23 protein-coding genes, 1 tRNA gene, 1 pseudogene and 1 riboswitch are annotated in these 22438 nt (G+C 57.7%); of the genes and pseudogenes, 16 read left to right on the forward strand and 9 right to left on the reverse strand.

What is annotated here, in order from left to right; genetic code table 11:
- Nucleotides 1–73: 73 nt before the first annotated feature.
- A riboswitch (ZMP/ZTP riboswitch) is annotated at nucleotides 74–197 on the reverse strand.
- Nucleotides 198–306: 109 nt separating this feature from the next.
- Nucleotides 307–552, reverse strand: a complete 246-nt coding sequence (locus ACFOFO_RS09675; protein ID WP_390326051.1) for a hypothetical protein — start codon at nucleotides 550–552, stop codon at nucleotides 307–309.
- 34 nt (nucleotides 553–586) lie between these two features.
- Between ACFOFO_RS09675 and ybgC the strand changes: the two genes are divergently transcribed.
- From ybgC to ACFOFO_RS09715, 8 genes are all read left to right on the forward strand, one after another.
- Nucleotides 587–988, forward strand: coding sequence for a tol-pal system-associated acyl-CoA thioesterase (ybgC, locus tag ACFOFO_RS09680; protein WP_390331445.1), 402 nt, complete (start codon nucleotides 587–589; stop codon nucleotides 986–988).
- Between the two features lie 169 nt (nucleotides 989–1157).
- Entirely contained in the window at nucleotides 1158–1847 is a 690-nt protein-coding gene (gene tolQ / locus ACFOFO_RS09685; protein ID WP_390326052.1) for a protein TolQ, read from the forward strand.
- Between the two features lie 9 nt (nucleotides 1848–1856).
- A complete protein-coding gene (locus ACFOFO_RS09690) occupies nucleotides 1857–2300 on the forward strand; it encodes an ExbD/TolR family protein (protein ID WP_390331446.1) in 444 nt (147 codons plus the stop codon).
- A 25-nt stretch (nucleotides 2301–2325) separates the two neighbouring features.
- Nucleotides 2326–3267 (forward strand): cell envelope integrity protein TolA, encoded by a 942-nt coding sequence (tolA, locus tag ACFOFO_RS09695; RefSeq protein ID WP_390326055.1) that lies wholly within the window; start codon nucleotides 2326–2328, stop codon nucleotides 3265–3267.
- Between the two features lie 2 nt (nucleotides 3268–3269).
- The gene (gene tolB / locus ACFOFO_RS09700) at nucleotides 3270–4541 is read left to right on the forward strand and encodes a Tol-Pal system beta propeller repeat protein TolB (RefSeq protein ID WP_390331447.1); all 1272 of its coding nucleotides are present in this window, start codon (nucleotides 3270–3272) and stop codon (nucleotides 4539–4541) included.
- 103 nt (nucleotides 4542–4644) lie between these two features.
- Entirely contained in the window at nucleotides 4645–5169 is a 525-nt protein-coding gene (gene pal, locus ACFOFO_RS09705; protein WP_390326056.1) for a peptidoglycan-associated lipoprotein Pal, read from the forward strand.
- Nucleotides 5170–5207: 38 nt separating this feature from the next.
- On the forward strand, nucleotides 5208–5969 hold the full coding sequence (gene ybgF, locus ACFOFO_RS09710) for a tol-pal system protein YbgF (protein WP_390326058.1): 762 nt from the start codon (nucleotides 5208–5210) through the stop codon (nucleotides 5967–5969).
- 132 nt (nucleotides 5970–6101) lie between these two features.
- Nucleotides 6102–6177, forward strand: a tRNA-Lys gene (locus ACFOFO_RS09715).
- 741 nt (nucleotides 6178–6918) lie between these two features.
- On the opposite strand, the gene ACFOFO_RS09720 is transcribed toward ACFOFO_RS09715, so the two are convergent.
- The 3 genes from ACFOFO_RS09720 to ACFOFO_RS09730 form a co-directional block, all read right to left on the reverse strand.
- Nucleotides 6919–7497, reverse strand: coding sequence for a hypothetical protein (locus ACFOFO_RS09720; RefSeq protein WP_390326060.1), 579 nt, complete (start codon nucleotides 7495–7497; stop codon nucleotides 6919–6921).
- A 153-nt stretch (nucleotides 7498–7650) separates the two neighbouring features.
- Nucleotides 7651–8409 carry a hypothetical protein gene (locus tag ACFOFO_RS09725; RefSeq protein ID WP_390331448.1) on the reverse strand — a complete coding sequence of 253 codons (759 nt, stop codon included), beginning with the start codon at nucleotides 8407–8409 and terminating at the stop codon, nucleotides 7651–7653.
- A gap of 86 nt (nucleotides 8410–8495) precedes the next feature.
- Complete coding sequence (locus ACFOFO_RS09730) at nucleotides 8496–9179, reverse strand: hypothetical protein (RefSeq protein WP_390331449.1); 684 nt, start codon at nucleotides 9177–9179, stop codon at nucleotides 8496–8498.
- A gap of 560 nt (nucleotides 9180–9739) precedes the next feature.
- On the opposite strand from ACFOFO_RS09730, the pseudogene ACFOFO_RS09735 reads away from it, so the two are divergent.
- Nucleotides 9740–10197: pseudogene (locus ACFOFO_RS09735) on the forward strand (cysteine dioxygenase family protein); the annotation flags it as partial.
- 115 nt (nucleotides 10198–10312) lie between these two features.
- Here ACFOFO_RS09735 and ACFOFO_RS09740 read toward each other — a convergent pair.
- Nucleotides 10313–10750: a CBS domain-containing protein gene (locus ACFOFO_RS09740; RefSeq protein ID WP_390331450.1), complete on the reverse strand. Its 438-nt coding sequence runs from the start codon at nucleotides 10748–10750 to the stop codon at nucleotides 10313–10315.
- A 210-nt stretch (nucleotides 10751–10960) separates the two neighbouring features.
- Nucleotides 10961–11974, reverse strand: a complete 1014-nt coding sequence (locus tag ACFOFO_RS09745; RefSeq protein WP_390326069.1) for a serine/threonine protein kinase — start codon at nucleotides 11972–11974, stop codon at nucleotides 10961–10963.
- Nucleotides 11975–12132: 158 nt separating this feature from the next.
- Here ACFOFO_RS09745 and ACFOFO_RS09750 point away from each other — a divergent pair, with 158 nt between their 5' ends.
- Complete coding sequence (locus tag ACFOFO_RS09750) at nucleotides 12133–12825, forward strand: UPF0149 family protein (RefSeq protein ID WP_390326071.1); 693 nt, start codon at nucleotides 12133–12135, stop codon at nucleotides 12823–12825.
- Between the two features lie 164 nt (nucleotides 12826–12989).
- Here the strand turns inward: ACFOFO_RS09750 and ACFOFO_RS09755 are convergent, their stop codons facing one another.
- Together ACFOFO_RS09755 and orn are read right to left on the reverse strand one after the other, a co-directional pair.
- Nucleotides 12990–14990: a site-specific recombinase gene (locus tag ACFOFO_RS09755; protein ID WP_390326073.1), complete on the reverse strand. Its 2001-nt coding sequence runs from the start codon at nucleotides 14988–14990 to the stop codon at nucleotides 12990–12992.
- 546 nt (nucleotides 14991–15536) lie between these two features.
- Nucleotides 15537–16133: an oligoribonuclease gene (orn, locus tag ACFOFO_RS09760; RefSeq protein ID WP_390326076.1), complete on the reverse strand. Its 597-nt coding sequence runs from the start codon at nucleotides 16131–16133 to the stop codon at nucleotides 15537–15539.
- 48 nt (nucleotides 16134–16181) lie between these two features.
- On the opposite strand from orn, the gene ACFOFO_RS09765 reads away from it, so the two are divergent.
- From ACFOFO_RS09765 to rsgA, 3 genes are all read left to right on the forward strand, one after another.
- On the forward strand, nucleotides 16182–17447 hold the full coding sequence (locus ACFOFO_RS09765) for a M48 family metallopeptidase (RefSeq protein WP_390331451.1): 1266 nt from the start codon (nucleotides 16182–16184) through the stop codon (nucleotides 17445–17447).
- Nucleotides 17448–17475: 28 nt separating this feature from the next.
- The gene (locus tag ACFOFO_RS09770) at nucleotides 17476–17838 is read left to right on the forward strand and encodes a 4a-hydroxytetrahydrobiopterin dehydratase (RefSeq protein WP_390331459.1); all 363 of its coding nucleotides are present in this window, start codon (nucleotides 17476–17478) and stop codon (nucleotides 17836–17838) included.
- A 76-nt stretch (nucleotides 17839–17914) separates the two neighbouring features.
- Nucleotides 17915–18805, forward strand: a complete 891-nt coding sequence (rsgA, locus tag ACFOFO_RS09775; RefSeq protein WP_390331452.1) for a ribosome small subunit-dependent GTPase A — start codon at nucleotides 17915–17917, stop codon at nucleotides 18803–18805.
- Between the two features lie 105 nt (nucleotides 18806–18910).
- On the opposite strand, the gene ACFOFO_RS09780 is transcribed toward rsgA, so the two are convergent.
- Nucleotides 18911–20539 carry a S8 family serine peptidase gene (locus tag ACFOFO_RS09780; RefSeq protein WP_390331453.1) on the reverse strand — a complete coding sequence of 543 codons (1629 nt, stop codon included), beginning with the start codon at nucleotides 20537–20539 and terminating at the stop codon, nucleotides 18911–18913.
- Here ACFOFO_RS09780 and ACFOFO_RS09785 point away from each other — a divergent pair.
- The 3 genes from ACFOFO_RS09785 (at nucleotide 20538) to ACFOFO_RS09795 (ending at nucleotide 22382) form a co-directional block, all read left to right on the forward strand.
- Nucleotides 20538–20810 carry a hypothetical protein gene (locus ACFOFO_RS09785; protein ID WP_390331460.1) on the forward strand — a complete coding sequence of 91 codons (273 nt, stop codon included), beginning with the start codon at nucleotides 20538–20540 and terminating at the stop codon, nucleotides 20808–20810. The two genes, ACFOFO_RS09780 and ACFOFO_RS09785, sit on opposite strands and share 2 nt — an antisense overlap.
- Before the next feature lie 209 nt (nucleotides 20811–21019).
- Nucleotides 21020–21931, forward strand: a complete 912-nt coding sequence (gene argF, locus ACFOFO_RS09790; RefSeq protein ID WP_390331454.1) for an ornithine carbamoyltransferase — start codon at nucleotides 21020–21022, stop codon at nucleotides 21929–21931.
- 73 nt (nucleotides 21932–22004) lie between these two features.
- Nucleotides 22005–22382, forward strand: coding sequence for a VOC family protein (locus ACFOFO_RS09795; protein ID WP_390326083.1), 378 nt, complete (start codon nucleotides 22005–22007; stop codon nucleotides 22380–22382).
- Nucleotides 22383–22438: the final 56 nt, after the last annotated feature.

Consider the following 22438-nt stretch of genomic DNA (forward strand, 5'->3'; position numbering starts at 1 on the left):
GAGCAAGCGTTTGCCAGAATCGAATGAGGGCCAAATAAGAGAAGACAGGCAGCCTCAGTCGTGCGCTTCCATTTGTGGCTGCCCAGGCGAACGGCTGAAGAAATCTCACGTTCCCCGATGGATCTCCATCTTGTCGCCGGGATGCTGGTTGGTGCTGATCACCGACCCCGACTTTTTCGCCAGTCACGTGAGACGAAATAGAGCGCAGATTGTAAGGGAATGGCCGGATTTGGGCAAGACTGTGCTGCCGCACTGCCATTCGACCTCTTTTTGACGTTGCAGGTCCGTTCGCGATTCATAAATATACTACTCCTTGTATTTTTTAAAGCGCAATGAATCCGTGCTGTAATGATGCACTTTGGCCATATACTCCCTAAAATTTTGCATATGCAGCGCGGCAGATGATGCCTGTTTCTCCCGTGCATTACTGGCATCGGAAGCAGGCTGGCGCTTTGGGCTACAATTTCGGCTCGCATTGCAAGGGGGCAACCGATGATCGCCTTCATTGACAACATAAAGAATACCCTTCCATGCGCGGACGCCGATGTTCACCGCACCACCCACCCGCTCAATTTAACCCACTGCAATGTCCCCTGACTTCACCTGGAATATCCGCGTCTATTACGAAGATACCGACACCGGCGGTGTGGTGTTTTACGCCAATTACCTCAAATTCTTCGAGCGCGCCCGCACCGAGTGGCTGCGCGCTGCCGGCGTCGGACAGCAAGCCTTATCCGAAACCCACGGCGTGATGTTCATCGTCAAAAGTACCGCGGTGGACTACCATGCGCCGGCCCGGCTCGACGATTTGCTCACCGTCACCGTGGTGGTCGAAAAGCTAGGCCGCGCCTCGGTCCAGTTCATGCAGCAGGCGTGGCGCGGCGAACAACTGCTCAGTTCGGGCCGCATCAAGGTCGGTTGCGTCGATGTCAACAGCTTTCGCCCCAGCCCGATTCCGGCTGAAGTTGTAACAAAAATTGAGAATTGATACGTGCTCAGAAAAACATAGTTATGCTACCGAAGCACCCAATGTCGTCTGCAGCGGCCTGCAGCGTGCCTTTCCGACGATGCCCAACACCTGGCATCACCAGCCACCCGGATCCCGCGGTTACAATTGACCGCTTACAATAGACCCGCAGCCACCACACCACAGACCGATGACCGTCACCCAAGACCTTTCCTTCCTATCCCTCATCACCAATGCATCGGTGATCGTGCAACTGATCCTGGCCCTGCTGCTCGGCGTGTCGCTCACCAGCTGGACCTACATCTTCCGCAAGATGTTCACGATCAAGTCGGCGCGCATCCAGACTGAAGAATTCGAGCGTACCTTTTGGTCCGGCGGCAATCTGCATGCGCTGTATCAGAACGCCACCAGCAACCGCCATAAGAACGGCGCGCTGGAACGTATTTTCGAATCGGGCATGGCTGAATTCATCAAGGTCAAGGCGACGTACCCCAACAAGGATGCGGCCGACCAAGGCGCGATGCTGGACGGCGCGCGGCGAGCGATGCGGGCCGCCTACCAGCGCGAGATGGATCGACTCGACGCGCATCTGGCATTTCTGGCGTCGGTCGGCTCGGTGTCGCCGTATGTCGGCCTGTTTGGCACCGTCTGGGGCATCATGAATGCCTTCCGCGGCCTGTCCAATGTGCAGCAGGCGACGCTGGCCGCAGTGGCACCAGGCATCGCCGAAGCGCTGGTGGCAACCGCGATCGGTCTGTTCGCCGCGATCCCTGCGGTGGTCGCCTACAATCGTTTTACGCACGATATCGACCGGCTGTCGATCCGCTTCGAAAGCTTCGTCGAAGAATTCTCCAACATCCTGCATCGGCAGGCGCGGTAAGGTACAGCGATGGGCTCCTTCAATTCAGGTTCGATGCGCAGCGGACGAACCCGCAAGTTCAAGTCCGAAATCAACGTCGTGCCCTATATCGACGTGATGCTGGTGCTGCTGATCATCTTCATGGTGGCGGCGCCGATCACCAATCCGGGCGTGATCAACCTGCCGACCGCCGCCAAGACGGCACTGCCGCCGACCGAATATATCGAGATCACGCTAAAACCCAATACCACCGCCACCATCGGCATTACGGGGAAAAAAGGCCGCTCTGGCAAACCAGAAAGCGCCGCCGGCCGTGCACTGCTGATGCAAAAACTGCGCGCGCTGCACGAGGCCGATGACGAGCTACCGGTGATGATCTCGGCCGATCGCGACATCAAATACGATGAGGTGATCCAGGTCATCTCGGAGGCCAAAAAATTGGGTATCAATCGCGTCGGGCTAGCCACCAAGTGATCGCCGCTGACCGAGCAATTGCGCAATGAAGACTGTCCCGTATCCTTATTTTGTACCGGAAGAACCGGGCCGCTGGCGCGCGCTGGCACTGGCCGCGGCAATGCACGCGGCGCTGTTCGCGTTTCTGTGGATCGGCATTCGCTGGCAAAACGAGACCCCGGTCGCGATCGAGGCTGAAGTCTGGAGCCCGGACGTCCGCGAAGCAGCGCCACGCCCGCAACCGGAACCCGAAATAGTGACCAAACCAGCGCCGGTAGTGGAGCCACCGCCGGTGGTCAAGGAAATCCCGAAGCCGCAAGTCGTCGAGCCGCCAGTGCCGAAGCCGGACATCGCGCTGGAACAGGAGAAAAAGCGCAAGGAGCAGCAACGCAAGGAACGCGAGCGCGAACAGCAACAGGCTGAGCAGCAAAAACAACGCGAATTGCAAGCCGAACAGGATCGCAAGGACAAGATCAAGGCCGAAGCGAAGCAGCAGGCAGATCAGAAGGTGGCTCAAGAAGCGCAGGACAAGAAAAAGCTCGAAGCCGCCAAGAAAGCGGATGAAGATGCCAAGAAAAAGCGGGCTGCAGCGGAGGCGGCTGCCGACAAGAAACGGCACGATGAAGATATGAATCGCATCCTGGCGCAAGCTGGCGGCACCGGCGCCGCCACCAGCACCGGTACCGCCGCGCAATCGCAGGGGCCGCGTGGCGACCCCAGTTATGCGCAGCGGGTGAGTGCCAAGATCAAGTCCAATATCAACTTCAACGCCGCCGAAGACTTGACCGGCAATCCCGCCGTAGAGTATGAGGTGGACTTGCTGCCCGACGGCTCGGTCGGCGGCATCCGCAAGACCAAACCGTCCGGCATACCCGGTTTCGACGAGGCGGTGCGGCGCGCCATTGAAAAATCGCAACCATATCCCAAGGATAAATCGGGTTCCGTACCGCGCGGTTTCCACGGGGTCCATCAGCTGAAAGATCAATAGTCATGACCAACAAACATTTCCTGCGCGGCCTGGCGCTGATCGGATTGACGACTGCCGCATTGGCGCAAGCCCAGATCCGGATCGAGACTTCCGGCGTCGGCGCCAACCAGATCCCGATTGCGATCGCCGGTTTTGCCGACGAAGCGATCGCGCCGCAGCAAGTTACCGCCATCATCAAGGCCGACCTGGCGCGGAGCGGCTATTTCAAGATCATCGACACCGGCAATGTGATGTCGGAGACGACCGCGATCAATTACGGTGAATGGAAGGCGCGCGGCGCCGACGCGCTGGTGGTCGGCAGCGTGCAGAAGCTGGCAGACGGCCGTTTCGACGTCCGTTACAAACTGCTCGATACGGTAAAAACCGCGCAACTATCAGCCCTGGCGCTGGCTGCTCAACCGCAGTCGACGCGCGTCACCGCACACCGGATTGCCGACGACATTTATGAAAAACTGGTCGGCAACCGCGGCGCCTTCTCGACGCGCATTGCCTACGTCACCAAAGCGGGCAAGGAATACCGGCTGGAAGTCGCCGATGCCGATGGCGAAGGCACGCAGGTCGCCCTGCGCTCGAACGAGCCGATCATCTCCCCTGCCTGGTCGCCCGATGGCACCAAGGTCGCCTATGTGTCGTTTGAGGCAAAAAAACCCGTGGTCTACGTGCAGGACCTGGTCACCCGGCAGCGCATTGTGGTCGCCAATTACAAGGGTAGCAATTCGGCGCCGTCATGGTCGCCGGACGGCAGCAAGCTCGCGGTGGCGTTGTCGCGCGACGGCCTGACCCAGTCGTATGTGATCAATGCCGACGGCAGCGGCCTGCGCCGCCTGACCCATACTGCCGGCATCGATACCGAACCGCAATTCTCCGCCGATGGCCAGTCGATCTACTTCACCAGCGACCGCAGCGGCGGCCCGCAGATCTACAAGATGAGCGCGAACGGCGGCGATGCCCAGCGCGTCACCTTCAACGGCAGCTACAACATCAGCCCGCGCGTGGCGCCGGACGGCAAATCGCTGGCCTTCATCTCGCGCCGCGAAGGCCGTTTCCAGCTGTTTGTACTCGATCTGGCGAGCGGCCAGGAACAACGGCTTTCCGACACCGCCAAGGATGAATCGCCGAGCTTTTCTGCCAATGGGAAATACATCATGTATGCTACCGAATCCGGACGCCGCGGCGCGCTCGCCGTGGTCTCGATCGATGGTCGCGTCAAATACCGCCTGACCACCCAGGCCGGCGATATCCGTGAACCGACCTGGGGTCCGTTCATGAAATAATTCGGTAAATAGCCAGTGACTAGCCAGTGACAGCGCGTCGCCGATCACAGTATTCCAGTTCAGTGATTCAGATTTTTATTCAACAACAAACAAAGGAAATTAGATGCGTAAACTTCAAACACTCGCCATGATCGTATCCAGCGCAGTATTGCTGGCAGCATGCAGCTCGCCGGTCAAACTCAATGACAATGTCAAAGTGGAAGATCGCGCCCCTGCCACCACCACGACGCCGGACACCCGCACGGTCTCCACCGTCGACACCGGCTCGACCGATCCGCTGAACGATCCGCAAGGCGTGCTCGCCAAGCGCAGCGTCTACTTCGACTACGACAGCTACATCGTCAAGGATGAATTCAAGGGCGTGGTCGAAGCACATGCCAAATACCTGGTTGCACACAAGGATCGCAAGGTCGTTGTCCAGGGCAATACCGACGAGCGCGGCGGCCGTGAATACAATCTGGCACTAGGCCAGAAACGCGCAGAAGCGGTGCGTAAATCGATGGCACTGCTGGGCGTGTCGGAAGCGCAAATCGAAGCTGTCTCGTTCGGCAAGGAAAAGCCAAAAGCACTGGGCAGCGATGAGGCAGCCTTTGCCGAAAACCGCCGTTCCGACATCGCTTATCAGTAAGCATTTAACAATCAGCATTCAATCAACCAAAGACAAGTATGATGATTTTTTCAAAATCAACTGTCGCTGCGGCCGTGTTGGCCGCAGTTTCTTTTGCGCCGCTGACGGCCAGTGCCGCCCTGTTCGATGACAATGAAGCGCGCCGCGCGATCCTCGACGTGCGCACCCGCATGGACACCTTGCAGCGCGAAGTGAATACCCGCCTCGATAGCAAGGCCAACGCCAGCAGTACGCTCGAACTGGCGAACCAGAATGAGCAACTGCGACAGGAAGTCGCCAAGCTGCGCGGTCAGCTCGAAGTGCTGGCCAATGAACTGGCTAACGAGCAGCGCCGCCAAAAAGACTTCTACGTCGATCTCGACGGCCGACTGCGCAAGCTGGAACCGCAGAAAATGAACGTCGACGGCAAGGAAGCCAACATCGAACCGTCGGAACAAAAATCCTATGACACGGCGTTAGCCACCTTCAAGGCAGGCGACTACAAGGGTGCGGGCGCCGCGTTTTACGACTTCCTGCGCCGCTATCCGCAGTCAGGCTATGCGGCTTCGGCGCAATACTGGCTCGGCAATTCCTACTATGCGCAGCGTGATTACAAGAATGCCATCAACGCGCAGCAGGCAGTGGTCAAGAATTACCCTGACAGTCCCAAAGCGTCGGACGCATTGCTGAACATCGCCAGCTCTTATACCGAACTGAAAGACAAGTCAGCGGCAAAGAGAACGCTGGAATCGCTAGTCGCGAAATACCCCGACACGCCGGCGGCGCAGACCGCGAAGGAAAGGCTCTCCACCGCCCGATGATGCCATTCGCGTGCGGTTGTCGTTTGGTTGTCGTCACACGCGGTGATGGATTGGTGCAGTAAGCAAATGTTTGCCCAAAAACAGTTTTACGTTTGACAGCCGGCACGGAGTTGCCTATAATCTTGTTCTTTCGGGTCGTTAGCTCAGCTGGTAGAGCAGCGGACTTTTAATCCGTTGGTCGCAGGTTCGAATCCCGCACGGCCTACCACGAATACCAGCAGTACAATAAAAAAAGACCCAGATTCTAATCTGGGTCTTTTTTTATGTCTGAAAATTCTCCGTGCAATTTTTGTGCGCGTGCGGAGCATCTTTTATCATTGGCTTAAAAATATTTTTTATTATTTGTATTAACTCAGACCTAGCCTGACAATTCATGTCTGATTTGAATGGCTGAGAATGATCTTACCCAAAGCGGAAGTACAGATTTATCGAAAGCGGACGCCCAACGTTCGACATGAGCGACAGACTCAAGCATAGCTTGAGTCTGTCGGCTCGGTGGAGGGGTTACTCGTTGCACGCAAACTGGTCGGGCGGCGGAAATCCTACTGATTGAGCAAAGAAGCGCTTACCCGACCCGTCGATGATGATGAGGATGCCACCTCTGTCTCCTTGTACGACCTCCATCGCCTCGCCCCAAGTTTGGATTCTCTAATTGCACATGACCGTAAATAAGAGCACACATCACTCTCTTCGTAAAGAGCACACATCACTCTCTTCGTATCCACACATACCGTTGCGATAGCGGCTCTCAAACACCGCATCGATGTCGTGGCATACACGCGCCATTGACCTGCCTGGATACTTTGTGACCTCGTGTATGAAGCGTTCGCGGAACTGCGCTCGCACAAAGGTCTCCGCCGAAGTACTGAATGTAGCCTTCCTTTCCACTGTGCCTAACATTCGAATCAGCGGCTGCCGAAGGCAGCGCGCTGGATTGAGGGGCTACGCCTCACTTTCGAAGATGCGGCTGTAGAAATAATTCAATTGTTTCGATTGCGCGAGATATATCTTGAGAAAATTCATCCTGAACTTCTGACGATAAGTCATACAGAATGTCCCTGCGTTTCTGCATTATTTCTTGGTAGGCGGCTCGCGCCTGCTCTGATTCATCGGGGTTGCACGCAGCCACGTACGCATGAACGGACGAAAAAAGTTCATTTTGTAGCTTAAACAGCGGATCGAACTTCTCATGAATAATTCGGCCCCATATGACTTCGGCTTCCAGCAGTTCTGTTTGCAGGTCAGACCGAACGTCTGTAACTTTGTCCCATCGCTTCTGGTACGCATTGGCTGTACCGTAGTGTCGCAATTGTTCCTTTGTCAATCGTTGCGCGTCGTTCTCACGTGGTGACGGCATTTCGTTGCCCCAAATCACTGGATTTCGAACTCCTTTGATTGCCTCACGCAAACGAAAAGTACATTTCAAGATTCGGCGTGTGAGGTCGTACTCAACTCCGCCTTTGAGCTGTCGATTCCAAGTTGAGAGACCGCGCAACGCAACATATGCGCCGACCACCGCTGCCAACATGATGACAGTGTCCTTTGCAGCCGCTGCGTACTGTACGAGGCAAGTCATGCTCATGGTGACGCATAACGTTTGACATCAACGGCACACAACGGCGGCACGGCGCCAGACGGCGCGCGCCGTGCCCCTCCGTTGTGTGTCCGTTCGATGGAAGGGTTATCCCACATGCTCTGCCAACGGAACGAATACACCGACGTGACGCGGTACGTTGTAGGAGATACCCCCGCCGTATTGGTAGTCCTCTGCGTTCTTTCTCAACGCAAGTGTGTCGGATTCGTATAGCGTGAACCTGTACTTCTTTGTGTATGAAGCAGAGCCAGGATCGGCATTAACCGAAAGAGCGAAGACGTACTCGCCAGGTTCCCAGATGAAGAGCCGATCGAACAGGGCGGTGAATGGCGCCACCAACGACTGCTCTGCAACAACAATTTGCTCATCGCCCTTCGGTCGCGCATCTAGTTTGCGGCGAATGTCGGCGTCCAACGCCGACTGGTTCTGTCGATAGAGTTTTTCGGTTTGACGATCGAAGAAGCTCAAGAAGTTCACGGCGTGCCCCCAATGCTCACCGGGCTTGAGCGAGAACGGCACGAACAGCACCGATGACTGGGAAGAAGGGGTTTCGAAGTAGTTCTGGGCGGGCAATGCGCCGAGGTACTTTCCGTCGCGCGACACGTCGACTTGAACCCTGCGGACACGAAGCTCACGGCCACCAGTGTTTGCGATGTTGACATAGAGTCCCACGTTCGGATTGCCGACTTGGTGAGTTACCTGCAGGCGGCTATGAACTTCAACTTCCAGTCGCTTCGGCCGCAGCAAGATATGCACGGGCGGAAGCTGCGAAAGGAGGACTGCTAGTAAGGCGACGATAACTGCCCAAAACGTCCAGTCAACATAGAAGGGATGGGTTGGTGGCATAGGGACGAGTGCTCCTTTGGGGGCTAAGGTGAAATTAACCGGATAGCGCGGTTTCTTGTACTTTGGGGGAGTCCATATATGTAGGGTTAGCGCTTGAGGCGAATTTCACCAGTGACCTTTGCAATTCTGAGAGCAAGAGCAAACATGAGAAGGAACGGAGAAAGGACGATCAGCACAAACTCGTTCGCAGTAGTCTGTGTCTTGTATTTTGAATTTGATCTCTCCTTCAACGCATCGATAAACCCACGGTGAGCCGTTTCTAGATTGGCTAAAGTTTCGATGAGTATTGAATCCGTGAGTTTGTTCCGTGTAAGTGAGGTGTCCAACAGATCGAGAAAACCAACGTCGCGGTTTCCTTCGACAGATCGGACTTCCTTGGTGAGTCTGGTGAACTCAGCACAAGCATAGTTGTACTCGGCCTGAACTTGATCGAAATTCGTCGGTGAATATTCTGTTCTAACGAAGGTCCGACATATGGCGGGGCCAATGGAAAAATCGGCTCGCCGTTTCAATGCCATCAAAGCACCTTCTACTCTGTAGTGCGAAATGTCATACGCAGATGCGTACCAGTGCTGCCTTACCTGAGTAGATTGACCCACGAGGCCGATAACAGCAACACTAAGCCAAAGGTAATCAACACGCTTCCACCCAATGTCACCAATTGGCTTCCAGTAGACAAGCCAGGCGTGAAAGAAAAGCAGGAACACGCCAAAAAGGGCAAAGAGCCAGACAGGATCGGATCCTATTTCAATAAGCGGTGGTATGTCCATGGTATGAGTGCTAACTTTGTTATCGGGCGCACCTTTGCTGTATCTACGTCGGCTGCGCCCGAACTCCGAAACATGAAATAGCCAAGAATGGCTCCTAATCTAGCTTTGCGGACCAGTAGCTGGGCATTCACACAGCATTAAATTTCGGTGAATAGCAACACAACAAGGTTATTTTGCATTCTATCAATATTTCCGATCGTCGAGAACTTGAGCTACTAATGGCAGAAAATGCGGCATCGACTGGATGAGGACAGATGCCCACGCATGGGATCGAATGACCGTTCATGGCCGATTACCGCCCTTCGCTGCGAGGAGTTTTTACCTAATCTGACACTCTATATAGAATCGAATTTGACTTAGTACATATTATTGCCGGTCTTATCCTCGAGAAAAAGACAACTCGACGGTACTGTGGAAACTTACGCACACCTTCTGTGGACAAGTTTGTGCGCAACCACGGAACATTACGTTAAGTCATTGATTTTAAATACTTAATTAGCATTGCCCAAATACCGGGCAGTGGGGATTTTTCCAACCATGCACGCTTGACAAGGCGCGCCCTGTCGCAAGACCATGCCTCCCCTCTGCAGCGCTTTATCGCGTCCTTCAGCGACTTGCTGGGCAGCGCGCCCGCTGAAGCGGCGATCATTCACGATGGCGGCGAACTGCTGCGGCGGCTGGTGGCCAGGGACGACTGGTTGCCGGCATCGTGCGCGCAGCCGGACCTGCAGCAGTCCGGCAATACCTGCTGCATCTGGATCCGCGGCAGCGTTTTTCGGTGGTCAGTTTCGTCTGGGGGCCGGCGCAGTGCACGCCGATCCACAACCGTATGGGGATTGATCGGGATGTTGCGCGGGGCGAAATATCGCAGCGCTACGTGATTGCGCCAGACGGTTTGCCGCGACGCGATGGCGAGCCGGTCAAGCTAAACGCCGGTGACGTGAGCGCGGTGTCGCCGAGCATCGGCGATCTGCATCAGGTCAGCAATACATCGACCGATCGGGTATCGATCAGCATTCAGCGCTTATGAGGCGAATGGCGACCGGCACACCTTTGTTTCAGGGTACTGCGGCCGGCCGCAGGAATCGTAAGCAGTTCAACGCCAAGGCGGTACTTGTTGATGCGCTCAGCTGTCAGCGCTCGCCGCTGATGTAGTGCTGCAACTGCTGGATCACGAATTGCTGCTCGGAGATGATGTCCTTGACCAGATCGCCGATCGAGATCATGCCGACCAGCTTGCCCTGATCGAGTACCGGCAGATGGCGCAGGCGGTTCTCGGTGATCAGGACCATGCAGTCTTCATTGGTTTGATCCGGCCGCACGTACATCACATTGGCGCTCATGATGTCGCGCACCGGCGTATCACTGGAGGATCGACCCAGCAGCACGACTTTGCGGGCGTAGTCACGTTCGCTCATGATGCCGACGATCTGCTCGCCGTCCATCACCAGCACGGCGCCAATGCCATGCTGGGCCATCAACTTCACCGCCTCCAGTACCGGTGCCGTGGGAGCGATGCGGTAGACCTGCTGGTTAGGTTTGGACTGCAGAATCTGCGAGACGGTTTTCATGGTGGCCCCTGGCGAAATCCAAAAACAATAGTATAGAAGAAAGTTTTGCGCGCTGATTGATTTATTACCATGGTTCGATCGATTCCAGCTGAGGTTCCAGCTGAACTCTGCTTCATCCGAGACCACGAAATATCAACATACTCCCGTCATCACAATCTATTTGCGCAATTTAATTAAGGTGAAGTTGCACATACTGATCACTTGCGCGATTCAGGCCGTCCATAGCGGCGGCTCATCCATCAATGCGATCTGCTCGCGCAGTTCGAGAATCCGGTCCTGCCAGTAGCGCTCCGTGTTAAACCACGGAAAAGCCAGCGGAAACGCCGGGTCGTCCCAGCGCCGCGCCAGCCATGCCGCGTAATGGATCAGGCGCAGCGTGCGCAAGGCTTCGACCAGGTGCAATTGGCGCGGATCGAAATCGCAAAAATCCTCGTAGCCGGCCAGCACATCGCCCAGCTGGCGCTGCATGTCGGCCCGTTCGCCCGACAGCAGCATCCAGAGATCCTGCACCGCCGGCCCCATGCGGCTGTCATCGAAATCGACGAAGTGCGGACCGCCACCGGCGCGCTTGGGGTCGACTTCGTTCCACAACACATTGCCGCCATGGCAGTCACCGTGCAGGCGCAGCATCGCCACTTCGCCGGCGCGCTGGTAACAGCGCCGCACACCTTCAAGCGCCTGCTCGACCACGCTGCGGTAAGTCGCCATCAGCGCCGGCGGGATGAAGTCGTGCGATAACAGGAAATCGCGCGGCTCTTCGCCGAAGCTGGCGATATCGAGCGTCGGCCGGTGTTGATACGATTGCAACGCGCCGACCGCGTGTATGCGTCCGATGAAGCGCCCGATCCATTCCAGCGTCGCGCGGTCTTCCAGTTCCGGCGCCCGGCCGCCGTGCTTGGCGAACACCGCGAAGCGAAAGCCATTGAACTGATGCAGCGTCCGGTCGCCATCGACCGCCAGCGCCGGCACCACCGGGATCTCGCGCTCCACCAGTGCGTGCACGAACGCGTGCTCTTCCAGAATGGCGGCATCGCTCCAGCGCGCCGGCCGATAGAACTTTGCCACGACTGGCGGGCCCTCTTCCAGCCCGACCTGGTAGACCCGGTTTTCGTAACTGTTGAGCGCCAGCAAGCGGCCATCGCCGCGCACGCCGATGCTGTCGAGCGCATCAAGCACGCAATCGGGCGACAAATCGATGAAGGATAGTGGGGTTGAAATAGGCATACCACCATTGTACGTAGCAATTGAACCGCCGGTCCGGTTATCGGTGCAGCCATCGCGACGCGGCATTGTCGATTGGCGCGAACCATCGCCCCAGCGCCGCGATCCAACCGCAACGCGTTACACTGTCGCCCTGATTCCGCCACCTTTCCGAGCACACCATGCAACTCGACCAGCCACTCTCCGATAAAGAATTTAACGAACTAGACCAGTTCCTGCTGTCCGACCGCTGTCCGGACGATGCGATGACGATGGATTCGCTGCATGGCTACCTGAGCGCGATCGCGATCGGGCCGGTGATGATCCCGATGAGCGAATGGCTGCCGCAGGTGTGGGGCAGCGAGCAACAGCTGCCGACCTTCAAGAACGACAAGGAAGCCGAGCGCATGGTCAATCTGATCGTGCGCTTCATGAATGAGATCGCGATCACGCTGGAAGTCGCGCCGAAGGAGTTCGAGCCGCTATTTTGCGAGCACGAGCACGAAGGCAAATCGCTGATCGACGGCGAGGCCTGGGCCTGGGGCTTCTGGGAAGGCATCAACCTGCGCGCCGAGGCGTGGGAGCCGATCTGGGAATCGAACCTGGCACCACTGATGCGACCGATCTACCTGCTCGGCGCCGACGAGATCGAAGAGGACGAATTACCGCTGGTCGATGACCCGGTCAAGGCGCACAAGCTGGCGATCGAGATTGAAGCAAATATCCAGGACATCTACAAGTTCTGGCTACCGCTGCGCAGCTCCGGTATCGACACCGTCAAGCGCGAGGCGCCGAAGGTCGGGCGCAACGACCTGTGTCCTTGCGGCAGTGGCAAGAAGTTTAAGAAGTGCTGCGGCGCCGAACCGACGGCATAAACGTCCCAACGGCGCTGCATCGACGGCATGCGGCGGATGGGCGACCAATCCGCCGGCCGTTGCGCCTGCACCCTATCGCACGGGATGGCATACTCAATACAATACTCCCGTCAATATGCAGCTATCCCGCATTTAAAATACGGCAAAAATAGCAATACTCCACCTTAATTCTTCGGCGGCAGGAAAAATTCGCGGGGTCGGCGCAGCAATCGGTGCCACAGGCTGCTAGCCAGTTGCCGTTCCTGTGCAAAACTGACGCTGCGCGCGCGCAGCGCCACCATCAGCGCCAGCGCGAAGCTGACCGCCAGATTGGTGAGTCCGATCACGGCCACACCCATCACGCCCATCACCAGCATCCGCGTGTCCGGATGAAAATCGAAGGCCACCAGCGCAAAGCCAACATTGGTGGCGGAAAAAGTAATGTGGCGGATGTCGATCGGCAAACCGAACAGCACGCCGATCGCCCACATGCCGCCCAGCAGGAAGCCGAAAAAGAAATTCCCCGCCAGCGCGCCCAGATTGCGCTCGACATAGCCGGCAAAGCGCTGCATGCGCGCCTCGCCAAACCAGCGTCGCGGCCATTGCAGCTGCAATAGCCGTTGCGGAATCTTGTTGTAGGTCGACAGGTTGTCGTAATAGCCGGCGATCAGGCCGGACAGGAACAGACAGAATCCCGCATTCGCCGCGTAGAAAAATGCGCCGCTACTCAACGGGTCGATCTCCTGCAGCATGCTGGTGGCCTTGCCGGCATCGACGAAATGGGCGCCACTCACCGCGTGCCATGCCATCGCGATCAGGATCGCCACCGGCACGGTCAGCAGGATGTTGCCGAAGATTGCAGCAAACTGGCTGCGCGTGGTGCGCGCAATCAGCGTCGTCAGATCGGCCAGGCTGCGCTTGTCGTCGCCGCTGTCCTCGATGCTGGCGGCGATGGCATTGGCGGTCATCGCCGGCTGTTTGGTCGCGACCGTGAAATGCAGCATATGGATCAGCACAAACCCGAGCGCGTAATTGAGGCAGTACAACAGCGCCTGGCTGAGCGGCGCCAGATGCAAACGACCCATCAGGATTTTGCTGGCGGCCATGAAGGCGATGATGAAACCGGCACCCAGCGCCGAGCGCAGCAGCGCAAAATACTCGCGCCGGTTGTCGGTAATATAGTGTTCGCCGGTGCGCTTGGCGTTCTCGGTGACGCGGATCGCCAGCACCGACATGTTCTGGCGCCAGTAGTGGGCCAGATTGTTGCGCCGGCATTCCGACATCACGAGATACTTGAACAACGCAACCAGCGGTTGGCCGACTGCCTCCAGCGTGCGGCTTTGCCCAAGCGCGGTCAGCACCGCCAACAGGCTTTCAGTCCGGCTCAAATGCTGGCGCAAGCGCTCCAGCGTAAAGGTCAGGTGGACGCTGGTGCCGGTTTCCGATGCGTGGTCGCGGGTGCGGTTGATGACATCGCGGCACTGTCCGAGTTGTACCAGCAGATGGGTGCTGCTGGGCCACGATTGCTGCGCGTCCTGCCACCACGCCGCATAGGCGCCGGCATAACTGAGCGTCGCGACGTTTTGCGCCAGAAATGCCGAATCGACATTTTCCAGTTGCGGATCGACATGGATCAGCTCCGACTCCAGTCCCATCGCGGAAATGCGATACGACAGCACCTGGATCGCTTCGAGCAATTGTCCGATGACGTACGGCAGCATGCGCAGGCCGAACTCGTCATCCTGCCCAAAACGCAAGGCGGCAAACAGTTCCAGCCAGACCTCGCCAGCGACACCGCTGACCCAGCGCGCGTCATCGGGCTCGGTAAAGATCAGGCGCATCACATCGCGCAAATAGGCCGGATCGATCGCATCGGGCAGCAGTTTATGGCTGACACGACGCGCCGACTCGGAGAAGAATCCGGTGTTTGGCAAAATCCCCGCGTCCACATATAGCGACAGATGCTTGCGCCCGAGCAGCAAGCTCACGATCGCGCTGCGCATCATCGCACGCCAGTCATCGTTGCTGTTCAGCAGGTGACACAAGGCGTGCAGCGACTGCGTTGCGGCGGCGACATCGCCCTTGCGGCGCGGACGAATGGCCGCGACCAGTGCCGCCAGCAGCACGCTCGGGTCGCTGTCGCGGTCGTTATAGTGCTGATATTGCCGGAGCAGGGTTTCGATCATAAGCAGAGTCCTGTGTAGGTGGCGCGATATGGCGCCATGGGCGCCTGTTTCGCGGTTGTGCCGACGCGCGTTGATCGCGTCGGCCTGCAGTGGTATGGCTGAAATGGATGGCGCCGATGTTACGGGCGCGGCGCAGATTTGTGGTGCATCAGCCAATGGATGCGATTGAAAGAGCGATTTCGCGCTTGAGGCACAAGGTGGATATCGCGCCCGACCGGTGTAATCAGTCACCGCGATTGGGCTGGCAGCGGGTCGCGAGCGTCGCGACATTCGGCCAGTTGCGGTGCGCTCGTCGCTGCGCATGGCAGCCGCATCGCCAGGATGCACGGCTACAACTTAACGCGATATCGGGAGTATGCACTAACTCCCATCATTTGATATGCGGCAAATAAACAATAACGACGGAGTATATCAGAGACTCAGAGACTCGCAAGTCTGTGCCGCCCCCCGCCTGCCGGCGCGAGCCGACTCCGGGTCCTTGTAGCAACACGCCACCTGCTAACGTGCAGCGCTGCGCGCATGCTGCAGCATGCTGCAGCTTGCTGATTACAATTTGATGAAATGCTCGCGGTAGTAACGCAGTTCCTCTACCGATTCGATGATGTCGGCCAGCGCGGTATGTTTCTGATGTTTCTTGAAGCCGGTCGCAATCTCCGGTTTCCAGCGCTTGCACAGTTCCTTCAGCGTCGACACGTCGAGATTACGGTAGTGGAAGAATGCCTCCAGCTTCGGCATGCCGCGCACCATGAAGCGGCGGTCCTGGCAGATGGTGTTGCCGCACATCGGCGATTTGCCGCTCGGCACAAAATGTTTCAGGAAGTCGATCAGCGCGCCTTCGGCATCCGCCTCCGACACGGTCGAGGCCTTGACCCGATCGATCAGGCCGGAGCGGCCGTGCGTACCCTTGTTCCACGCATCCATGCCGTTCATGGTGTCGTCCGATTGATGAATCGCGAACACCGGCCCCTCGGCCAGGATATTCAGGTGCATGTCGGTCACCACCACCGCCACCTCAATGATGCGATCATTGTCGGGATCGAGGCCGGTCATTTCCATGTCGACCCAGACCAGGTTGAATTCATTGGGACGGGCCGGCGTGCCCGGCACCAACGCTGGTGCGGACAAATCTGTGGCTTGTGACATAATTCTTTCCTAGGCTTTAGCAATCGCTCATTTTCTCACAGGCACGGCATGCTTTCTCTCACGTTTTCATTTTTGTTTGTCGGTTTTCTGGCGCTGACGGTGGCCCTGCGCTTCTGGCTCAGTGCGCGACATATACGTCATGTGTTGGCGCATCGCCATGCGGTGCCGGCAGAATTTGCCGAAAAAATCCCGCTCGAAGCGCACCAGAAAGCGGCCGATTACACGGTCGCCAAAACCAAGCTCGGACTGGTCATGCTGCTCGTCAATACTGCATTGCTGGTTGGCTTCACCCTGCTGGGCGGGCTGCAATGGCTGTCCACCACCCTATTTCAATTTGCCGGACCCGGCATGGCTTACCAGATATCGCTGCTGGTCGCATTTGCCGTGATTTCCGGCGTGGTCGATCTGCCGTTCGACTATTACAAGCAGTTCGTGCTGGAACAGAAATTCGGTTTCAACAAGATGACATTGCGGCTGTTCTTCACCGATCTGGTCAAGGGCACGCTGCTCGGCGCCGCGATCGGGCTGCCGCTGATCTGGGTGGTGCTGACGCTGATGGAAAAATCCGGCGACCTGTGGTGGCTGTATGCGTGGCTGGTCTGGAGCGGGTTCCAGCTGCTGATGCTGGTGCTGTACCCGACCGTGATCGCGCCGCTGTTCAACAAGTTTGTGCCGCTGACCGATGACAGCCTGCGCGCCCGGATCGAGAATTTGATGACGCGCGTCGGGTTCGCGTCGAAAGGCCTGTACGTGATGGACGGCTCGAAACGCAGCGCTCATGGCAATGCCTATTTTTCGGGATTCGGCGCCGCCAAGCGCATCGTGTTCTTCGACACCCTGCTGTCACGCCTGGCGCCCCAGGAAATCGAGGCGGTGCTGGCGCACGAGCTCGGCCATTTCAAGCTGAAGCATATCGTCAAGCGTATCATCATGATGTTTGCGCTGTCGCTCGCGTTTCTGGCATTGCTCGGCTATTTGAAGACGCAGGTCTGGTTCTACACCGGCCTGGGCGTCGATCCGCTGCTGCTAGGCAGTAATGATGCGATGGCGCTGATCCTGTTCGCGCTGGCGTTGCCGGTGTTTACGTTCGTGTTCTCGCCGCTGACCTCGATCACTTCACGCAAGCATGAATTCGAGGCCGATGCGTTTGCCGCCAAATATACCGATGCGCACGACCTGGTGTCGGCGCTGGTCAAGATGTACGAGGATAACGCATCGACATTGACGCCCGATCCGCTGCATTCCAAATTTTATGATTCGCATCCGCCGGCCAGCGTGCGTATCGGCAAACTGCTGGCCGCCCACGCGCATTGACAGCGCGCACTAATATAGCGAGGACCACATCATGCTGACCACTGCCGATTTGCTCGAAAAGAAATGCGCCCATCAGGAACAGGCGTTGAGCGACGCCGACATCGCGCAATACCTGAAACTGATTGAAGGCTGGGCGCTGCAACAAGGAAAAATATGCAAGACGTTTTCCTTCAATAATTATTACGAGACCCTGGCTTTCATCAATGCGATCGCCTATGTGATCCACGCCGAAGACCACCATCCGGAATTGGTGGTGACCTATAACCGCTGCAGCGTCAGGTTCGATACCCACTCGGTCAACGCCGGTCGCGGCGGCCTCTCGGAAAATGATTTCATCTGCGCCGCCAAGGTGGATGCGATTTTCCAGCAATCGTTTGCCCTGAATACCTGAACAACTGACACAATGGCCGGCCTGCGCAGCATCAACGCACTTATGGGAATGGAATACGCGAATTGAATAAGCAACAATGACCCAACTTACCGGCACCATCATCGCCGCCCACGGCCGCCATTATCTGGCGCAAACCGAAACCTTACGGCTGCAATGCGTGACGCGCGGCAAGAAGACCAATGTTGCGGTTGGCGACCGCGTCAATCTGAAGCTGACCTCGGCTGACCAGGCGGTGATCGAATCGATCGCCGAACGCAAGACTCTGCTGTATCGCTCGGACCAATACAAATCCAAATTGCTGGCGGCCAATCTCACGCAATTGTTCATCGTGGTGGCGACCGAGCCCGGCTTTGCCGACGATCTGATTTCGCGTGCCCTGGTGGCGGCCGACGCGGCCGGCATCAGTGCCCATATCATCCTGAACAAAACCGATGTCACCGACGCGCTGGCCCGAACCCGCGAGCGGCTGCTGCCGTATTCATCGCTCGGCTATCCGGTGCACGAGGTATCGGCGCGCGCCTTTCCGGAACAGGCTTGCGCCACGCTGGCGCCCTTGCTGGCCGGCCAGTCGAGCATCCTGATCGGCCAGTCCGGCATGGGCAAGTCGTCGCTGATCAATCTGCTGGTACCCGACGCCGAAATCGCCACCCGCGAGATTTCCGCGGCGCTCGACACCGGCAAGCACACCACCACCTTCACCCGGCTGTATGCGATGGGTAATGACAGCTCGATCATCGATTCACCCGGCTTTCAGGAATTCGGCCTGTACCATTTGTCGGAAGGCATGCTGGAGCGCGCGTTCCGTGAATTTTCACCATTTCTGGGTAACTGCAAGTATTACAACTGCCATCACCTGATCGAACCCGGCTGTGCAGTCCTGGCCGCGACCGAAGGCGGTCAGATCGCGCGCATGCGCCATGCGCTATACGCACAGCTGTTGCACGAATCGTCGCAAAAACTGTATTAGGCGCTGGCCGCAGTCATGCTTCAGGCCGCAATCGCCAGCGCCGTCTGGACAATCAAAAAAGGACGCCGAAGCGTCCTTTTTTGATTGTCCAGACGGCAACAGCGATTAGTTGTTACAACCGTAGGTCGCCAGGCGATCGTAAGCGTCCTTGGCACGAACCAGCCCAAAACCGTACTGAGGATCGCGTCCCGGCGCGCCGAGGTCTTCAGCGCTCTTGTCGAGCGTGGTGCGAATCTGGTCTGCGGAGCACATCGGGAAGTAACTCCACACCAGAGCGGCAACTGCCGATACATGCGGCGTCGCCATCGAGGTGCCATCAAAATACGCATAATTGGTGGCCTTGACCTTGACCGTGGCACTCTGACCTAGCTGCGTCCGCATCACAGCGCCGTCGGCGGCGGAAGCGGTCGCGGACGGAATGGCGGTCACGGTATCGCCGAGCGTGCCGCCGAAGCTGCCACGGCCCAGGCTGTTGTAGACGATTGCGCCGACGCCACCGCTAGCCTGGCAGTTTGCCACCTTGGCGCCGAAAGCGATCACGCCGCGTTCGATCAGGCAAATCTTGCCGGCAACCGCAGCATTTACTGCATCGCCGATCCCAAAATCGGCCAGCGGCGCAGTGACGGTCGCCTTCGGAGAACCGGTCATGTCGCCGGCCACGTAGGTCGTTCCCGCAATACTGATCGTCGATTCACTACCGGTGCCCATTGGAACGGTGGACAGCACGTGGACGCCCGGCGCAGCGATTTCAACCTTGTTGTTGTACTGCGAGAAGCTGGCATGCTGCTTGTTTTCGTCAAGCGCAGCCACCGACATCACGCTGGGATAGGATGCCGGGTAAGACAGCACCGCATTCCCGCTATTGCCGGCAGCGGCGATCGACAGAATGCCTTTGCTGGCCAGTGCAGCAAAGGCATTTGCTTCGGTCAACGTTGGCTCGGCGCCGCCCAGCGACATACTGATCACGTTGGCACCGGCGCTGGCGCATTTGTTGGCAGCGGCGACCAGGCTCGAGGAATAAGCCCAGCCATCAGCACCAAAAACCTTGACGATATGCAGGTGCAGCTGGCGGCTCGAAATGACCCCAACCACGCCGGTGCCGTTGTTATTGAGGGCCGAGATGGTGCCAGCCACGTGGGTGCCATGATGGTTTTCGTCGGCGTTCCACCAGCCGGTGCCGGGGTCGTATTCACCGGTGACTGTGCCGTTGTTGTTCAGGTCTTCGTGCTGAAGATCGTAACCGGAGTCGATGATGCAGACCATGCGATTGCCGGTGCGCGCGCCGCCGTTCGGCAGCTGGTCCGCCTGAACCATCTTGATCCCGTAAGGAATTTGTTGACCCGGGAAATAGGTCTTGCCGGAGGACGGGCTAGCCGCCGAGGACAGGCTCAGTGCCTGGTCCGCCATTGCAGCCGACATCGTATTCACGCCAGGCAGGCTGCGGATCGCGTCTGCTTCGACATAGTCGATACTGGGGTCGTTGCGCAAATCCTGTAGCGTCTGGTCCGACATTTCAACCGACATCGCATTCATGCCGTGAATCTTGAGTTTCACATTGCCACGGGCGCGGATCACTGCCGCATTGGCATTCAAGTCAGCGCCGGCCTTATAGGCGACGATAAATCGCTGGGGTTCGCCGGCAGCGGCGCCACCTGCCAGGCCAACAATCGCAGCGGTCAGGCAAAGCTTGGTAAGCTTGCCCAAGCTGGATACAGTCACTTTCGATTCAAGCATGCTCGTTCCTTTTTTATGGTTTTATGATCAATTTAACCGGACTTGCGCCGCACTCAGCATGATTGGTAAAGATGCAAGTAAAGGCGCAGGGGCGATCCTAGCTTGCATAAATGACAACGTCAACAAGATTTCGCCGGGTCTGCGACATACTGCAGGTCGGGCCTGTCGGTTGATGTTGGCGCGCACCGTTCCTGGCAATCGAACGCCGATCGGTGCGATGGTGTTTGGAGAGAAATCAGCGATGTGCGTCGACGATGTGCGTCGAATATAGTAAGGAACACTCTTGTGGTCGGCAAACAGCAGTCGTAGCGTGTGCTTGCCGGGCGGCAGCTCAGGCAAGGTTTCGGTCTCGCCTTGCCGAAATGCCCGCCCATCCCCGGTTGAAGGAAACAGCCTGCAATAAATCTCTTATAATCAAACATTTAGCACAACAAGAACATGACCCGCGGCGGCATTGTCGTGATGCCGCTGATTCTCTTTATGCCAATCAAACATTTCCTGCAGTTTTCCGACTTTACGCTGGACGAGTTCGAGTACGTGATCGAGCGCACTCGCCTGATCAAGCGCAAATTCAAAAATTACGAGCCGCACCACCCGCTGATCGATCGCACGCTGGTGATGGTGTTTGAAAAGAATTCGACCCGTACCCGCCTGTCGTTTGAAGCCGGCATGCACCAGCTCGGCGGCGCCGCAATCTACCTGAACACGCGCGACAGCCAGCTCGGCCGCGGCGAGCCGGTGGAGGATGCGGCGCAAGTCATGTCGCGCATGTGCGACATCATCATGGTGCGCACCTTCGGCCAGGAGATCATCGAGCGTTTTGCGGCCAATTCGCGGGTGCCGGTGATCAATGGCCTGACCAACGAGCACCACCCGTGCCAGGTGCTGGCCGATGTGTTTACCTATATCGAGCAGCGCGGCTCGATCGCCGGTCGCACCGTGGCCTGGATCGGCGATGCCAACAACATGCTGTACTCGTGGCTGCAGGCGGCCGCGGTCTTCGGCTTCCGTCTGAATGTGTCGACCCCCAAGGGTTACGATCTCGACCCGCAACTGGTGACGGTCGACGCCAGCCACTACACCTTGTTCGAACATCCATCCGACGCCTGCCAGGGCGCGCATCTGGTGACTACCGACGTCTGGACCAGCATGGGTTACGAAGATGAAAACGCGGCGCGGCTGAAGGCCTTCGACGGCTGGATCGTGGACGGCGCGAAAATGGCGCGCGCGGCAGCGGACGCGTTGTTCATGCACTGCCTGCCGGCGCATCGCGGCGAAGAAGTCGCGGCCGACGTGATCGACGGTCCGCAATCAGTAGTCTGGGATGAAGCAGAAAACCGGCTGCATGTGCAAAAGGCCCTGCTCGAATACCTGGTACTCGGGCGTCGATAACAGCTTGCGAATCCGCGGGAGACACCGCCGTGCGGTGGTGCAGCCTGTCGTTGCGTAAAATAATGGAGGCACCATGCTCGACCACATGACTTTCCGCGTCGCCGATATCGACACTTGCAAGGCCTTCTATGAGAAGGTGCTGGCGCCTCTCGGCTACGGTGCCGCGCTGGAATTCGAGCATGACGGCGTGCGCATGCTCGGCTTTAGCGATGCCGGCAAATACGACACCTGGTTCGTGCAGGTGACGCCGGTTTCTGGTCCGGCGCATATCGCGTGGCGCGCCAAAAGCCGCGCCGCAGTCGATGCGTTTCACGCGGCGGCGCTGGCCGCTGGCGGACGCGACAACGGGGCACCCGGCTTGCGGGAACATTATCACCAACATTATTACGGCGCATACGTGCTCGATCCCGACGGCAATAACGTCGAAGCGGTGTGCCACGACCCGGCCTGATTCGGTTCGATTTACCTTGGTTTTATTTGATTAGATTGTTAATGGAAAAGAGAAGC

It is taken from the genome of Pseudundibacterium arcticum (assembly GCF_042646465.1).
Lineage (GTDB): Bacteria > Pseudomonadota > Gammaproteobacteria > Burkholderiales > Burkholderiaceae_D > Undibacterium_A > Undibacterium_A arcticum.

What these genes read in the sequence shown, in the direction of transcription:
- ybgC (WP_390331445.1), top strand. Translation starts at nt 587, where the DNA reads ATGTCCCCTGACTTCACCTGGAATATCCGCGTCTATTACGAAGATACC.
- tolQ (WP_390326052.1), top strand. Translation starts at nt 1,158, where the DNA reads ATGACCGTCACCCAAGACCTTTCCTTCCTATCCCTCATCACCAATGCA.
- ACFOFO_RS09690 (WP_390331446.1), top strand. Translation starts at nt 1,857, where the DNA reads ATGGGCTCCTTCAATTCAGGTTCGATGCGCAGCGGACGAACCCGCAAG.
- tolA (WP_390326055.1), top strand. Translation starts at nt 2,326, where the DNA reads ATGAAGACTGTCCCGTATCCTTATTTTGTACCGGAAGAACCGGGCCGC.
- tolB (WP_390331447.1), top strand. Translation starts at nt 3,270, where the DNA reads ATGACCAACAAACATTTCCTGCGCGGCCTGGCGCTGATCGGATTGACG.
- pal (WP_390326056.1), top strand. Translation starts at nt 4,645, where the DNA reads ATGCGTAAACTTCAAACACTCGCCATGATCGTATCCAGCGCAGTATTG.
- ybgF (WP_390326058.1), top strand. Translation starts at nt 5,208, where the DNA reads ATGATGATTTTTTCAAAATCAACTGTCGCTGCGGCCGTGTTGGCCGCA.
- ACFOFO_RS09720 (WP_390326060.1), bottom strand. Translation starts at nt 7,497, where the DNA reads ATGTTGGCAGCGGTGGTCGGCGCATATGTTGCGTTGCGCGGTCTCTCA.
- ACFOFO_RS09725 (WP_390331448.1), bottom strand. Translation starts at nt 8,409, where the DNA reads ATGCCACCAACCCATCCCTTCTATGTTGACTGGACGTTTTGGGCAGTT.
- ACFOFO_RS09730 (WP_390331449.1), bottom strand. Translation starts at nt 9,179, where the DNA reads ATGGACATACCACCGCTTATTGAAATAGGATCCGATCCTGTCTGGCTC.
- ACFOFO_RS09740 (WP_390331450.1), bottom strand. Translation starts at nt 10,750, where the DNA reads ATGAAAACCGTCTCGCAGATTCTGCAGTCCAAACCTAACCAGCAGGTC.
- ACFOFO_RS09745 (WP_390326069.1), bottom strand. Translation starts at nt 11,974, where the DNA reads ATGCCTATTTCAACCCCACTATCCTTCATCGATTTGTCGCCCGATTGC.
- ACFOFO_RS09750 (WP_390326071.1), top strand. Translation starts at nt 12,133, where the DNA reads ATGCAACTCGACCAGCCACTCTCCGATAAAGAATTTAACGAACTAGAC.
- ACFOFO_RS09755 (WP_390326073.1), bottom strand. Translation starts at nt 14,990, where the DNA reads ATGATCGAAACCCTGCTCCGGCAATATCAGCACTATAACGACCGCGAC.
- orn (WP_390326076.1), bottom strand. Translation starts at nt 16,133, where the DNA reads ATGTCACAAGCCACAGATTTGTCCGCACCAGCGTTGGTGCCGGGCACG.
- ACFOFO_RS09765 (WP_390331451.1), top strand. Translation starts at nt 16,182, where the DNA reads ATGCTTTCTCTCACGTTTTCATTTTTGTTTGTCGGTTTTCTGGCGCTG.
- rsgA (WP_390331452.1), top strand. Translation starts at nt 17,915, where the DNA reads ATGACCCAACTTACCGGCACCATCATCGCCGCCCACGGCCGCCATTAT.
- ACFOFO_RS09785 (WP_390331460.1), top strand. Translation starts at nt 20,538, where the DNA reads ATGCTCGTTCCTTTTTTATGGTTTTATGATCAATTTAACCGGACTTGC.
- ACFOFO_RS09780 (WP_390331453.1), bottom strand. Translation starts at nt 20,539, where the DNA reads ATGCTTGAATCGAAAGTGACTGTATCCAGCTTGGGCAAGCTTACCAAG.
- argF (WP_390331454.1), top strand. Translation starts at nt 21,020, where the DNA reads ATGCCAATCAAACATTTCCTGCAGTTTTCCGACTTTACGCTGGACGAG.
- ACFOFO_RS09795 (WP_390326083.1), top strand. Translation starts at nt 22,005, where the DNA reads ATGCTCGACCACATGACTTTCCGCGTCGCCGATATCGACACTTGCAAG.